This is a genomic window from Vibrio sp. TRT 21S02, from assembly GCF_050113675.1.
In the GTDB taxonomy this organism is placed as follows: Bacteria; Pseudomonadota; Gammaproteobacteria; order Enterobacterales; family Vibrionaceae; genus Vibrio.
Genome location: NZ_JBNJOI010000009.1, coordinates 128,895 through 144,423 on the forward strand (window position 1 = coordinate 128,895; position 15,529 = coordinate 144,423).

Sequence of the window (15,529 nt, forward strand, 5' to 3'; positions counted from 1 at the left end):
AACAAGGACAGTTGGCATGCGAACTCTATACTACATAGCCCTAATTGCGGCTTCATTTTACCTAGCAGGTTGTGCGAGCCACGCACCGCAAGGGCGTGGTGGCTTAGCAGAACACTATGCAGACGCTAGTTTCTCTCCTGTGATGCCTGATGAGCCATTAGGTCCGGAACACGGTCTGCGGTTTGACTGGAAGTTAGCAAAATTACATCTGGATTCATTAATTCGTGAAGGGGCAAAATGGTGTTTCCCCGCTGCAGTTGTACAAGCAATAGAAAAACAAAATCGCATTGCACGCGAACTTGAAGGTGGATTGTTGCTAGATGCGGCGAACGATCTGGTTATTCAAAGAAAACGCCTCAATCAACTTGAGTTACAGTTGGACTATGTAACATCTCAAGCAAATTGCACTCCGCCAACAAACCAATTTCAGTTAACGCAGCAGTTAGCTGTTATCGACCAGTTGTTTAATCTGCTTAATGTCGATAATCAATTTGCATTTAATTCCACTGAAATTAATCCTAAATATATGGGACACCTTGCCCAATCAGCCCACATTCTTCGTGAGCATCCTACATTGAATTTGAGTGTTACTGGACATGCCGATGCGATTGGTGGTGAAGAGTATAACCAGCAATTAGCGATGGAAAGAGCTAAGCAAGTTAAACGCTACCTTACGATCTTTGGCTTATCACCTAGCCGAATCACGACTCAATCACTTGGTGCTTCACTACCGCTATTCGAAGGGGATTCTGATGCTACCCGCTTAACCAATCGTCGAGTCAGCATTGAAATCATATCTACTCAAGACAATTCAGCGAGCCATTCGCAAGGAGGCTTTTATGAAATGGATTAACCTCATTCTGGTCATCCTTTTTGTTGGCTATGTTAATACAGTAAAAGCCCAAGAAACCAAAGTACAAGTCGGTGATTTGGTGCAAGTCAATTTGCCCGGAGAAGAAGCACTAAATAAAGGGTTTCAAGTGGACAAGCGTGGCCGTATTACTCTGCCGGAAGTTGGGCAAATATACGTTGCAGGTTATGACGAGAACCAGCTCGAAACCAGTGTAAAAGAAGCATTAAGTAAAGTGTTTCGTGACATCACCAATGCCGATGTGTTTATCGCGCAACAACAAATTTTGATTTCCGTACAGGGTTATGTCAATGCACCGGGTGAATACACATTACCAATATCGACTGATATCCAAACCGCGTTGCACGCAGCTGGCGGACTGCGCTCAGGTGCGCAGTTAGACAATATGTTCTTAAAACGTGGCGGACAAAAACAGCGGTTCAATTACAAAGCATTTTTAGATTCCGGTGACGACTCTATGCTGCCAACGCTGCAATCACTCGATACTCTGTTTGTTCCTGCCTCCCCTTTGGTTGGCAATATTGAGCAGCAATTTGATGCTGCGAAGCTTGCCAATTCGGGCGACAGCGCCGACAACCGTCGAGCGATTAAAGTGTTTGGTGAAGTGAATGCACCTGGCTCATTTAGTTATAAGGACAATACTGACCTCGTTGATATTTTGATGCGCTCGGGAGGTGTCACCCGCTATGCCAGTGTTGAACAAATCCGTGTGATAAGTGATAACACACCACAGCTATTTAACTTAAAACAGTACCTCGATAGTGGTGATGAGTCTTTACTGCCCACACTCACTCCGGGCACCACAGTATTTGTACCCAAACAAGAAGAAGAGATTAAATCTGGGGCGAATACCGTCTATATTATGGGGGAAGTTGCACATCCAGGAGCTTACGAAGGTAACAAAGGTGCAACGTTTATGGACATACTTGCGAATGCCGGCGGACCGACACGATTTGCGGAATCACGTCAAATCCGTGTGCTAAAAGCCAATGGCAAAGTGATTCGATTTGATCTCACTGCTTACACTGAAGGGTTGAACGGCACCAAGCCTCCTCAAATAAAGTCGGGTGACGCGATTTTTGTTCCTGAAAAAACAGACATGAATGAAAAGTCGTGGTTAAAAATATCGCCTGATCGCGCCGTCAGCGTGATGGGTGAAGTGGTTCGTCCTGGGCGAATTGAATGGTCGGATGAAATGGATCTGATCGATCTTCTCGCACACGTTGGTGGGCCAACACTCAGGGCTGACACCTCAAAAATTGAAGTTGTAACTCACACTGGAAAAATGGTCGTATTTAATTTGGACGACTTTATTATCAAAGGCGCCCCTTCATCAGAACTTCCTCAAATCAGTGCTGGTTCTATCGTTCGCATTCATGATTTACCACAAGATCCCAGTGACAATAAATCTCAGTGGGTACGCCAAAGCTCAGATGCATCAATTTATGTCTTTGGTCAGGTCAATGCCCCAGGGCGTTATCGGTTTACCAAAGATATGCACTTCCTTGATATTTTATCCGCAGCAGATGGGCCGACAAAAGATGCAGATATACACAATATTCGCATTACTCACCGTGATAAAACGTACTCACAAGTAAGTAAGCTCAACCTGTCGCTGTATTTTGAAACCGGAGATGAAAACTTACTTCCGAATGTCACTATGGGCGACACCATTTACATTCCTGAAAAAAATAAAAATTGGCTTGATCGCTCTAAAGAATCCACGGTTCGTGTTTTAGGTGCCGTCAATAACCCTGGCCGCTACGTTTTTAACGACAACATGACCATTCTCGATATTTTGGCAGAAGCCGGAGGACCAAACGATAGAGCCTATCTTGAAAAGATCTCGATCGTAAATATGTCTTGTTGCCAAGGACAGGCACGCACTTTTGACCTGATAGAATTTAGTAAGACCGCCAATATTTACCATCTGCCTGTGCTTCGTGCTGGCGACACAATCTACATCCCTGATCAAAATGACAGCTTTATGGAAAAAGCACGTGTCGGATTACAGGACATCCTTCGCCTAGCGACAACCATCGTGCTTATAGGAGCGTTATGATGCCGATTCCTGCAACTCACACCGAGATAGAACAAATTTATTTGGCCGCTGAAATGAACCATTGTCGTTCAGTATGCATCACTGGATGTTCAGCCAGTGACGGCGTCACGTCAATCGCAACCGCATTGACTGAACGTTACTTGCTAGCTGGTCATCAAACTTTGCTTGTTGACCTTAATATGCTGCACCCAGCTTTTGAAGAATTAGACATGGTGATTGGGGATACAGAAGAACATTGGGTCGAACACAAAGAAACACATCAGCTTTTTACCGGCTTAACCATACCGACGGATCGTTCGACACAACTTGCGTACAAAGACCCTAACAATCTGCAAAAAGCGGTTCAATTATGGTTAACACGATTTGATCGCGTCATTATCGATACCTCCCCCATACTCAAGATCAACCGCGGCAATATTCCAGCGCAGAGCGTCGCAAGTGCATGTGACAAAACCATTTTGGTCGTTCGTGGTGGCACAACCACCTCCTCGCAATTAACTAAAGCGGTCGAACTTCTCCAATCTGAACGAATTTCATTACTTGGCACCATATTAAATGTCAAAGACCAACCAACACTTGCGCAAGAAATCATTCGCGAATTACGTCGTTTACGGTTAATTCCTCAGAAACTTAGACTTTCGATAGAAAGGCGCTTAACGGCTATCGAAATGCTCTCCCAATCCGCTTAGGAGAATACACAATGAAATGGCTTCTCTTATTACTTATTGCTTTTACTACCCATGTTATGGGGAAAACATTTACCTTTGGTGTTGTTCCACAGCAATCCGCTACCCGCCTTGCACAGCAATGGACGCCAATCACAGATTATCTTTCAAACGCAACGGGACATCAGTTTGTCTTTTCGACAGCAAAAGACATCCCCACGTTCGAAGAGCAGCTTCGCTTAGGCAGTTACGACATTGCCTATATGAACCCCTATCACTACACCACATTCAGTAGTAGCCCGGGCTACAAAGCAATTGCGAAAGCAAAAGATAAACAGATTCATGGCATCATCGTGGTACGAAAAGACAGCGGAATAACATCGTTAGAACAGCTGAAAGATTCTACCCTTGCTTTTCCGTCTCCTGCCGCCTTTGCCGCATCCATCTTAACGCGTGACCACCTCATCAAAGCCGGAGTCGACTTTACACCCAATTATGTTAGTTCGCATGATTCTGTTTATTTATCGGTTGCGCGCGGTTTTTTCCCGGCCGGAGGTGGTGTGATCCGCACATTCAAATCTCTAGATAAAGAAACACGTTCGCAGCTTAAGCCTATTTTTCAGACTGAAGGTTATACACCGCATGCCATTGCGGTTCATCCACGCATGGACGTCGATGTTTTGATGCTCGTTCAGCAGGCACTGACTGAGCTGGCTGATACCAAACAGAACCAAGCAATCCTTGATACGTTAAAAATCAAAGGGTTTGAGTCTGCAACGGATAGCGATTGGCAAGACGTGCGGTCATTGAATATCAACTTACTCAATTAATACGTAGGCACTTGTTTGTCTAGGAGGTCGTTATGTCATTCAGAGCAAAAACCATCATAGGTATTGCGTCAATTGAGATTGTGTTGTTGATGTTATTGGTCTTCAGTGCCATGTCTTTTCTATCTGACGCAAGTGAAAAGCACTTGATTCAACGTGCAAATACCACAGCAAACATGTTCGCTCATGCCACCAAAGATGCGGTGCTCTCTACTGACCTCGCAACGCTGGATGACATGGTCAATGAAATTATGAGTTTGGAAGACTTATTGTATGTTCGGATCACTCGCCAAGGGAAAGACATGGCGTGCGCTGGAGATAAAGACCTACTCGCTAGACAAATGGAAGAAGACCATAACCTTAACGCCGTTTCCGATGGGATATTTGATAAGCGCGTCGACATTGTCAGTGATGGAACCGTCTATGGTCATATCGACATGGGCTTTGGTACGTCGGCCATCAATCAAATGCTCAGTCAGGCAAAGCAATCTATTGTTAGTATCGCGTTCGTTGAAGTTTTTTTGGTCGCCATCTTTTCGCTTTTCCTCGGTTCATACTTAACTAAAAGCTTGATTCGTTTAACTAAAGCGGCGAAAACTGTCAGTGAACGCGGCCCCGGATATCAGTTAAAAGACGACTCAAAAGATGAGCTCGGCGACGTTGCGCGTGCGTTTGACGAAATGTCCGGCAAATTATCAAAAAGTTATCAAGAACTAAAGCAAGCTCGGCAAGAGGCTGAAGATGCCTGTTTAGCTAAAAGTCGTTTCTTAGCATCGATGTCTCATGAAATACGAACACCTATGAATGGCGTTCTAGGCATTATGAATTTACTCGAAGAAACACCATTAAACCGAGAACAAAAACAGCTCATCAAAACAGGAACCGAGTCTGGAAACTTTTTATTGTCGGTGATTAACGACATCCTCGACTTTACTCGCATGGAATCCAGCACCCTACTTTTAGAGTCTAAACCCTTCGATTTTCGCCATTGTGTCGAAAGCGTGGTAGACAGCTTTGGCCCAATAGCAAAACAGCGAGATCTTATCCTCCATTGTTATGTTGATGGTAGTACGCCAAGTGGTGTTATTGGTGACGAAAACCGAGTGAAACAAGTACTGAACAATTTGATTGGAAACGCATTCAAGTTCACCCAACAAGGCGGTATTACGGTCAAAGTCTCAGCTGAAACCCACGGAAATAACTGTCTTATCTCTTGCAGTATTTCTGACACCGGTATTGGCATTAACAGAAATGCGATGGATTATCTTTTTGATGAATTCACCATGGTGGATCAAAGCTACTCACGAACACAAGAAGGTTCTGGGCTTGGGCTCGCGATTTGTAAACGGTTGTGTGAGCTGATGGATGGTGGTGTAGAAGTAACCAGTGAACCTGATATGGGGAGTACATTCACGTTCACAGTTTGCCTTGAAATTGCTGATCAAAGTCTAACGTTATCTGTCCCTAAAATAGCGCATGGTGACTTTATTGGGGCTCGCATTCTAGTAGCAGAAGATAATAAAGCTAATCAATTGGTGATCAAAAACATGTTCAAAAATGCTGGCGTTGATATTGATCTCGTTGGCAATGGTGTTGAAGCTGTGGAGCAAGTTCAGAAATACCAATATGATCTAATTTTCATGGATATCTCTATGCCTTTGATGGATGGCATGGAAGCGTGCCAAACCATCCGCAAGCTTGACGACCCTTCAATTGCAAATACTCCTATCATTGCACTAACAGCACATGCCCTGACAGGTGATAAAGAACAATTCCTCGCATCTGGTATGAACGATTATTTATCAAAACCGGTTCGATTATCACAACTTCTTGAAAAAATGGATCTATTCTTAAATAAACAAGAAGAACTCATCAACATGCATATAGAAACAGAGTCACCAAAGATTGAGTTCTTGGATAATACTAATGATGTAGCTAGTGAGAATAATTCGAATATGGATAAAAATGACCTCGTTGATGAGACTATTTTAGTTCAAATGATTGAAGACACCTGTGCTGCAGTCATTCCTGAATTGATTGAACACTACATTGTAGAGTCTGAAAGCCGGCTAGCTGCGATTAATGTCGCCGTCGACCAACACGATAAAGACAAATTGGAATTTGAAGTACATACATTAGGAAGCTCAGCTCTCGCACTTGGAAACAGAAAGCTGTCGGAGGTCGCAAGAGAAATGGAAGCATTGTGTCTTCAGGGGAAAGAAGAACTCGCTTACCAATTAAAAGATAAACTGCTAACCGTTGCAAACGCGTCGCTCAAAGCCATTGATACAAGAAAACAACAAGGTTTTGTCGAGGCACCAGACTCAAACCGTTAGTCAACGTCAAGATGACAAGGAAACACGTATGAGAGCCAAAGTATTATTAGTAGAAGACTCCACTTCATTAGCCATCTTGTACAAACAATATGTAAAAGATGAACCTTTTGACCTGTTTCATGTTGAGACGGGTCAAGAGGCCATTGCCTTTATAAAACGCAACCTGCCTCAATTGGTTATTTTGGACTTGAAACTACCCGATATGACCGGTGAAGAGATCCTCGAATGGATTGTTGAAAATAACGTACCAACCGCTGTCATAATTGCGACAGCACACGGCTCAGTCGATGTTGCAGTTAATTTATTACAAAATGGTGCGAAGGATTTCCTTGAAAAACCTATCCAAGCCGATCGTTTAAAAACATCCATTAATGTTCACCTTAAACAAGCGCAGCTAGAACACTTGGTTGAAGACATTGAAAACAAGTTTGACCGTAGCCGCTTCCACGGATTTATTGGTGCAAGCCTTCCGATGCAAGGGGTGTATAAAATCATTGATTCTGTCGCCCCAACCAATGCGAGTGTCTTTATCGTTGGTGAAAGTGGCACAGGTAAAGAGGTTTGTGCAGAAGCTATTCATCAAGAAAGCCCTAGAAAAGATAAACCATTCATCGCCATCAACTGTGGCGCTATCCCGAAAGATCTCATGGAAAGCGAGATTTTTGGTCATGTTAAAGGGGCATTTACTGGAGCAACAACTGACCGAAAAGGCGCAGCTTCGCTTGCAAATGGAGGAACATTGTTTCTTGATGAGCTTTGTGAAATGGAACTGGAAATGCAGAAAAAACTGCTCCGTTTTTTGCAAACTGGAACCTTTATGCCACTAGGCGGAACGAAAGAGCTTAAAGTCGATGTTCGCATTATTTGCGCCACCAACCGAGATCCACTTGTTGAAGTCGAAGAAGGACGCTTTAGAGAAGATCTCTATTACCGCGTACATGTTGTGCCCATCAATATGCCGCCACTTCGCGAGCGCGGTAATGATATCACTACTCTAGCAACGCATTTCTTAAAGCTATACGCCAAAGAAGATAACAAGAAATTCAGCAGCATCAGCAAAGATGCTGACATGATTTTAAAACGCTACCATTGGCCCGGTAACGTTCGTCAATTACAAAATATTATACGCAGTATTGTGGTTTTAAATAATGAAGCCAAGCTCTCAGTAACCCATCTACCTGAGGAAATGCTTAACCGCCAAGGGCGCAGTACAACGAAAACACAATCGAGCAATACTGCCGCAACATTTGTTGTTCAAGCCCCTATTCAACCAACGGAGCAACCAACCGTCAGTTCTGCAGAAAAGAGCAATGCACCGATTCGCCCAATGTGGCAAATTGAACGAGAGACGATTCAACGCGCAATCGATTATTGTGATGGCAATGTGTTGAATGCCGCCGTTTTACTCGAACTCAGCCCTTCAACGGTTTATCGTAAAAAACAGGCTTGGGAAGCAGAAGATGAAAGCAATCCAGCCTAATGAAATTTGGTTATTGATAGATAGCCTCACCATGGGAGGCATTGAATCCCATGTGTATGAAATATCTCTGGGGCTTAAACAGTTTAACCACCCAGTCAGAGTCATTTTTATTGCGCGTTATGAAAAGCCTGCACCATTAGAAGAAAAGCTAGACCGAGGTGGAATCCCATACTTGTATCTTAATCAGGAGTTTACAGGGCTTCCACCTTTGCTGAGTTTATTAAAGGCAGTAGAAAAGTATCAACCTAGCCTTATCCACTCCCACGGTTATAAAGCGAGTTTATTAAGTAAGCTGATCCACCTAAAAACACATACCCCGCAAATCTCAACTTTTCACGCCGGTGAAACTCCTAAAGGCAGAGTATGGCTTTATGACCTAATTGACCGTAGCACCGCTTTTATTTCCAACGAAGTTATCGCTGTCAGCTCGCAAATACAAAGCAAGCTTCCTTGCCATTCACTTCGACTCAATAACTTTGTTTCCAACCCAAACCCAACGCTGACCCATGGACTGCAAATCGCATTTGTTGGTCGCTTGAGCCACGAAAAAGCGCCAGATCGATTTATTGATATCGCAAAAGCCTCACCCACTCACAAATTTCATTGTTACGGTGAAGGCCCCATGGAAGCTTCACTACACGTAAGAAAACCCAGCAATTTAGAGTTTCATGGCCATCAATCTGATATGGCACAAGTATGGCCAAATATCAGTGTTCTTATTATCTGTTCCCGTTTCGAAGGTCTCCCTATGGCTGCACTTGAAGCCATGTCTCGCGGCATTATCGTCATGGCAACCTCAGTGGGTGATTTACCCGCCCTTCTTGAAAACCGCATTAATGGCTACCTAGTCGAGCATTGGCGTGAATTAGGAAATGCCATTGAACATTGGTTTATGTTATCGGATTCGAGCAAGAAGATGATGAGAATTCGAGCACTGCATACCTGGCAAAAAAACTACACTGTCGACGCCGTTATTCCACAACTTACTCATATCTATCGTAAACATGCATCAGCAGGTTTCCTCGCTAACACGCTTTCTGATTCTCAAAATGAGAATTAACCTACCTGAGTTCTATTCATAAAAACAAAGCAAATAAAAACAACAAGTTAAATCAATCGATTTATGGCATTCACTTTGCAATCTCTTAGATCAGGCGAACAACAAGGGATGCTCTAATGAACGTAAAACACATCTTATTTGTACATTATGGTGACGACTGGATTCGCGGTAGTGAGCGTTGCCTCATCGATCTCGTATCCACTTTGGATAAACGTCAGTATCAACCTTACGTTTGGACTAACAGTCCTGCATTACATGCTGAAATCAAAAAACTAGGTGTTCACAGTGAGTTATCGCAGTTCCCCATTCTCTTTGGTTGGAAAGCGCCTCGTTACGATTTTTCGGGATGGCGTTCATTAATCCGTAACGCGAAAGATTACATTGAACGCGCTGACATCGATCTTGTTCATGTTAACAGTGCAGCGCCTTGTCAATGGATGTGTAGAGCAGCAAAAAGTATGTCCATACCCCTTGTGACCCAGTTACATTCCGATTATCCAACCAGAGATCGAATCACACTAGGAATACACTCATCTCCTCATATTATTGCAGTAAGTGACGCCGTCACTGACCATTTAATTGAAGATGGTTATCCATTAGAACGATTATCTGTGATTCGAAATGGCTTGGATATCCAGCGTTTAGCACATCAAGATTCCGTCCCGGCCAAACGGACATTGGATATCTGCAATAACAGCTACTTATTTGCTACTGTCGGTTCACTAATCCATAGAAAAGGGATTGATCGCCTACTCTCCGCACTTCGTCACGTCACGTTAGAATACCCTCATGCACATCTATTAATTATCGGTGATGGCCCGCTGAGGAAAAAGCTGGAGCAGCAAGCCGAAGCGTTACACCTTGGTCAACACGTTCATTTTGTTGGTGAACAAGAGCATGTGTTGGGTTGGCTTAAAAACTGCGACTGTTTCATTAGTGGTGCGCGGGAAGAAGCATTTGGATTGGTAGTAACGGAAGCCGCTCTAGCTGGCTTACCTATTATCGCCCCCAACCAAGGTGGAATCCCAGAGATTATCGAACACATGCGCACGGGTATTCTATACAAAAATACTGGCATCAAACCTATGGTTGAAGCCATGCGTGCCGTGGTAAAAAACCGCAGTGCTGCTCGAGCTATGGGGGTAAGAGCAAAAGCGCATATTCAGAACCATTACACCATTGAGATGAACGCTCGCAACATTGAAAGCGTTTACTGCAAGTTACTCGCAGGACATGGTGCGCGTAGTTTATCTGTGTGGCGAAGCCTAAGACCTCTCAAAACCTATTTGGCACGACAAATTCACTCCTCGCTACCGAATTCAGCGTTGTCAAAAGAGTCAATCTAAATGGGAGGTGATGTATGATTAATTCGAAGACTATACACGGCTTAATCTATGACCCCATCAGTTTTACTGGCGGGTCGAAAATTGCCACTTCAGATGCACTGGCACTTTGCGATAGCAAACGCTGTCAGTTCACTGTCATTACCAGTGATCCAACCTTTTGGCAAAACAGTTCTCTTGCGGTAACACACTCTCTTAAGGTAGTACGTTTACCCGAAATAAAGTCCCTTAAAAAGAAACAGCATGGACTTGGTTATTGGTTAAAGCAGGGTTTTCAAGCCTTAACTCTGCTGATTCAACTGGGCTTAATTCAAAAAACTGATTTTGCCATTGGCGCTTCTGGTCCAGGTGTCGACATGCCACTTTACTTGCTAAAGCGAGTGTTCAATTTAAAGGTTATTCAGTTCATTCATGGTCCTGTTGGAGCGTCACGATCTATCGGGCATAGCCTTTTGGTTGCTGATCAGGTTTTCTATCTTAAATCAGCGCGTGCAACCATGGAAAATGCACTGCAACGGTATTATCGCCATCATGAGACTTCTACCAACGCAGTACAAAGTCAGATCCAGCAATTTTTTGACCGTACAACCACAAGCTCTTTTGACAACGGCATCTCTGATCAACGCTGGCCTTCACCTTCGGTCACTGAAGAGCCAGTCTTATTTTGGTGCGCTTCACTACTCAAATGGAAAGGTCTTGATACCTTCCTTGATGCGGTAAAACAAACGCGCAAGTTAAAATATCTGGAAGCGAATGTTTGCTTTATTCGTCCAAAAGACATTTCCTTACCCGTTAGTACTGCCCCGATTAATCTTAAAGGCGTCAATTGGTACGAGCAGCCTAACGATCTCGACAAGATCCGAGCCCAAAGCAGTATTTTTGTCTCCACCAGCACCAATGAACCTTTTGGGTTATCTATCCTTGAAGCGCTTGCCGCTGGCCATGCTGTAATAATCCCTGATGACGGTGCTTATTGGGACCAAGTTCTGACACATAACAAGAATTGTATTAAATACAAAGCTGGCGATATGCACGCACTGTGTGACGCAATTTTACTTGCCGCATGTGATGCAAACTTACGATTAACGTTACGCAAAAATGCTATTGAGTTTTCTCAAAAATATCGCTCAGCGCAGTGCTACTCACAAATCGCACACACTATCGATTCTCTCGTCACTAAAGAGACCGTCACATTGATGGCAAGTTCTCACAATAAAGGTGATGCATGAAACTGCCCAAACGCTTTCAGCCGTTAACGAATATGTCGGTGTATGCCGTAAGCTTGTTCATTACAAAAGGCATTTCACTGCTTATGCTGCCATTAATGGCGAATTATCTGACACCCGCTCAACTAGGTGAGTTAGAACTGTTGGCCAGCACCAGTGTTTTTGCATGCTTACTGGTTGGAATGGCAATGCATGAAAACCTGTATCGTTTTGCAGGGGCAGAAAAAGAACACAACAAGCAGTTTTCCATCGTCAGTGAGATTTACAGTGTCAGCCTCATTGTTTCGCTGATATTCGTGACAATACTGACGTTGATGGCCGTCAGCACATATCAATACATTCCTTTTTTATCACCTACCCAGCTTATTCTTTTACTGACGGTCGTTGCCATTGAAAGTGCATTAGCAATCAGCCTTGGTTGGCTCAGATTAAAAGACAAAGCGACACTGTTTTTTCAGATCAGTGTATCAACTGTGGTATTGCAAATTGCATTGGTTATACCTGTGTTGTTCTGGTTTGCTGATGTCACTCTTATCTTTGCCACTGGCGTATTCAGTGCTCTGGTTCGTTTTGTGATCCTACATAAGATCAATGGCTTTACGTTGATCTGGCCGAGCAACATCCAATGGAAAAAATATCTCGCTTATTCGACGCCCATTATGCTGTCTGGCATCGTTGCCTTTAGTCTTAATGGTGCCGAACGTTGGTTTATTGCACTTTCATCAGACATCGAAACCTTGGGGCTCTATGCCATTGCAGCCAAATTCTCATTAGCGATGTGCATTCTAATGCAACCATTTGGAATGTGGTGGATGCCAAAGCGTTTCCACTACCTAGACAATGTTGGATTAGCCGAAACCACACGCATCAATCAATATGGTTTCGTTTACCTCTGCATTTTGGCAGTCAGCGTGGCTTGGATCAGTAAGCTGTTCATCCTAATGGTGTTACCTGAGATTTACGTGGGCGCAGCTGAGTTAGTGGCAGCCACCATCACAATCGCATTATGTAAAGAGCTGGCAGAACTGACCAATATTGGCATCTTATACTCACGCAAAACGCGATTATTATTGGTCATCAATATCATCAGCATGGCGATAGGATTGGTTCTAATCTATCTGCTTCACTCATTCCATATCTGGGGAGTATTGTTCGGTGTAGGCATAGCACAACTGGTTAGATTGTATTTGAGCTGGCATGTGTCTCAGCAACTTATCACGCTACCTTATGATTACATTCACACGTTAAGTTTACTTATCACTACATTCGCTGCGGTTTGGGCAATACACTTGATTGTAAGCCCCATACATTCATTGATTGGCGTTGTAATCGCACCCACTATCATCGGATTAACCGCCTATTGGTTAAGGCTGACGCCAACCATTTCATTAAACCAATACGCTTTTAGCGCGGTTAAGCGTCTATTTGGCTAACACTATGAATAGCCAAGATAGAGCCCCTGCAATCTACTTCGCTATCGCAACTTGCTTGCTCATTTCTGCTGTGTGGTACTTTGTTCCTCATCCAGCCGTTTCTGTTGTGCTGTGTATGGCACCACTTGGCATATTATTCGTACTGAGCCAAACCTTCTGGCTTGTTACGCTGTTTGTCCTTTTCTCATTTTTCCGAATTCACGAAGCTATTCCTGTACTCTTTCCTCTAAAAATACCTTTGCTACTCTCTTTAGGCGCTCTCTCTGCATTAATGTGGCACGCTCTTATTAGCCGGAAACTCCAAATCTATTGGCACCACTCTCTCAGTTGGCTTGCCGCTTTCTGGTTATTGGTGATGATTGGTGTGGTTTTGTCATCCAACCCCGCCCTTGCAATTCAGTCTTTTAAAAACACATATTGGAAGATCATGTTGATGACGCTTGCCATTGTTTGGCTGGTTAATAGTGAAAAAAACTTAAGTAAAGCGTCAGTATCGATTGTATTGACAGGAGTCTTAATTGCAGGCGTTGCCTTGTTTAATTCTGCGAATGGCATTGGGTTGGTAGAAGGTTCACGCGTCACCATCGGCAGGCAGCTCGGTTCCATTCTTGGTGATCCCAATGACTTGTCGCTGGTGCTAATGTTTCCACTGGCGTTTTCGCTCAGCCTTGCTTTTTCAAAAGATTTGGGCTTTTTCATTCGATTACTTGGTGTTATTGCTTCATTGATGTTGGTTGCTGCGGTGATCGCAACACAAAGTCGAGGTGGGTTGCTCGGTTGCCTCTCTGTCTTCGGCATTTTCACCATGACACGGATTAAATCAAAAGCCCTCTTAATCTCATTAGGTGTGATCGCAGGCTTAGCATTATTTGCCATGGCTGGCGTATCTGATCGAGCTTCCGGTGGGGCTGCTGAAGACGGTATCGATCAATCCGCGATGGGACGTCTTTATGCGTGGGGAGCCGCCTATCGAATGGCATTAGACAACCCATTAACTGGGGTTGGGTTAAATAACTTCTATTCCAACTATTTCTATTACAGTACCCATTGGGATGGGTTAAACCATGCGGTACACAGCACTTGGTTCGGTGTATTGGCTGAAACCGGATTCTTGGGGCTATTTGTATTCGTTGCGATGATCATTTCATTAATCAAAACCTCTCGCAATACGATTTCAACATTGCAAAATTCATCACTTGAGCTTTCTCCTTTTGTTGCAGCAACCGCTTACGCCGTTTATGCCGGATTAATTGGCACCATTGTTTCAGGCACTTTCTTAACCCAAGGCTTTACTTGGCCAATTTATATCCTCGCTGCACTGACTGTCGCCGTCGCACGCATCGTTCAAATTGAATCTCAGAATGAGAATCATCGAAATCAAAAAGAAAACAAACCAGTAACTAGTTGATTTTAAATCATTTATCTCTTGGCATAATATGTGAAACCCATTGTTCACCAATAAGAAATTTTCAGGTGATCGTATGTTGGCAACAAAACTAAATCACGTAAAAATCTGGCTCAAAGATAATCCAAACCCAAGCTATCGCAGGCTCTTTTTGATGTTAAAACGCATCAGAGCGTGCGATATCCCAACGCCAAAGTTCTATAACCAGTTTGCGTATGCCGTAGTTAAGACGATTAACAATTTAATCGGTGGATTGACTAGAGTTCTTATCTACACACCCGCGTTTAAAGGCAGACTCAACACCTGTGGACATTCTCTCTATTTGTATGGCGGCCTACCTTTTATTTCCGGCCCTCTTTCGATTCATATGGGGAGCCAGTGTCGTATTTCAGGCCATACCACTTTTAGTGGCCGTACTGCCGCCACGCAACCTGAACTGATTATTGGTGACAATGTCGGGATCGGTTGGCAAACCACAATTGCAGTGGCAGGCAAAGTCATCTTATGCGACAACGTTCGTATCGGAGGTCGTGCTTTCTTATTTGGCTATTCAGGCCATTCTCTAGACCCCAAACTTCGTGCTGAAGGTATTGGAGATGACGATGGACATATCGGAGACATCATTTTAGAGCGTGATGTCTGGCTGGGTACCAATGTGACCGTTCGTCAAGGTGTCACCATCGGTCATGGCACAGTGGTAGCAGCAGGCAGCGTTGTCACTAAAAGCTTACCTCCTATGGTGATCGCGGCTGGTAATCCCGCCCGTGTATTAAAAGAACTCAATAGCAACACTTACGACATACGTCATATGGAGGGCTAAG

At 43.8% G+C, this 15,529-nt stretch carries 12 protein-coding genes; all 12 read left to right on the plus strand.

The window, feature by feature from the left end; all coding sequences use genetic code 11:
* Positions 1-16: 16 nt before the first annotated feature.
* A complete protein-coding gene (locus ACQEXU_RS13585) occupies positions 17-853 on the plus strand; it encodes an OmpA family protein (protein ID WP_427011219.1) in 837 nt (278 codons plus the stop codon).
* Positions 840-2,933, plus strand: coding sequence for an SLBB domain-containing protein (locus ACQEXU_RS13590; protein WP_427011220.1), 2,094 nt, complete (start codon positions 840-842; stop codon positions 2,931-2,933). The genes ACQEXU_RS13585 and ACQEXU_RS13590 overlap by 14 nt, the downstream gene beginning before the upstream one ends.
* Positions 2,933-3,622, plus strand: coding sequence for a chromosome partitioning protein ParA (locus ACQEXU_RS13595; protein WP_367989173.1), 690 nt, complete (start codon positions 2,933-2,935; stop codon positions 3,620-3,622). Before ACQEXU_RS13590 ends, ACQEXU_RS13595 begins: the two co-directional genes overlap by 1 nt.
* 11 nt (positions 3,623-3,633) lie before the next feature.
* Positions 3,634-4,428: a phosphate/phosphite/phosphonate ABC transporter substrate-binding protein gene (locus tag ACQEXU_RS13600; RefSeq protein ID WP_427011221.1), complete on the plus strand. Its 795-nt coding sequence runs from the start codon at positions 3,634-3,636 to the stop codon at positions 4,426-4,428.
* Positions 4,429-4,460: 32 nt separating this feature from the next.
* A complete protein-coding gene (locus ACQEXU_RS13605; protein WP_427011222.1) occupies positions 4,461-6,761 on the plus strand; it encodes an ATP-binding protein in 2,301 nt (766 codons plus the stop codon).
* 28 nt (positions 6,762-6,789) lie between these two features.
* Positions 6,790-8,241: a sigma-54-dependent transcriptional regulator gene (locus tag ACQEXU_RS13610; RefSeq protein WP_427011223.1), complete on the plus strand. Its 1,452-nt coding sequence runs from the start codon at positions 6,790-6,792 to the stop codon at positions 8,239-8,241.
* Positions 8,222-9,301, plus strand: a complete 1,080-nt coding sequence (locus ACQEXU_RS13615; protein ID WP_427011224.1) for a glycosyltransferase family 4 protein — start codon at positions 8,222-8,224, stop codon at positions 9,299-9,301. Before ACQEXU_RS13610 ends, ACQEXU_RS13615 begins: the two co-directional genes overlap by 20 nt.
* Positions 9,302-9,417: 116 nt before the next feature.
* Positions 9,418-10,647, plus strand: a complete 1,230-nt coding sequence (locus tag ACQEXU_RS13620; RefSeq protein WP_427011225.1) for a glycosyltransferase family 4 protein — start codon at positions 9,418-9,420, stop codon at positions 10,645-10,647.
* 14 nt (positions 10,648-10,661) lie between these two features.
* Positions 10,662-11,873, plus strand: a complete 1,212-nt coding sequence (locus ACQEXU_RS13625; protein ID WP_427011226.1) for a glycosyltransferase family 4 protein — start codon at positions 10,662-10,664, stop codon at positions 11,871-11,873.
* On the plus strand, positions 11,870-13,303 hold the full coding sequence (locus tag ACQEXU_RS13630; protein ID WP_427011227.1) for a lipopolysaccharide biosynthesis protein: 1,434 nt from the start codon (positions 11,870-11,872) through the stop codon (positions 13,301-13,303). The genes ACQEXU_RS13625 and ACQEXU_RS13630 overlap by 4 nt, the downstream gene beginning before the upstream one ends.
* Positions 13,304-13,307: 4 nt before the next feature.
* Positions 13,308-14,711 carry an O-antigen ligase family protein gene (locus tag ACQEXU_RS13635; RefSeq protein ID WP_427011228.1) on the plus strand — a complete coding sequence of 468 codons (1,404 nt, stop codon included), beginning with the start codon at positions 13,308-13,310 and terminating at the stop codon, positions 14,709-14,711.
* A 73-nt stretch (positions 14,712-14,784) separates the two neighbouring features.
* Entirely contained in the window at positions 14,785-15,528 is a 744-nt protein-coding gene (locus ACQEXU_RS13640; protein WP_427011229.1) for an acyltransferase, read from the plus strand.
* The last annotated feature ends 1 nt before the right edge of the window (position 15,529 follow it).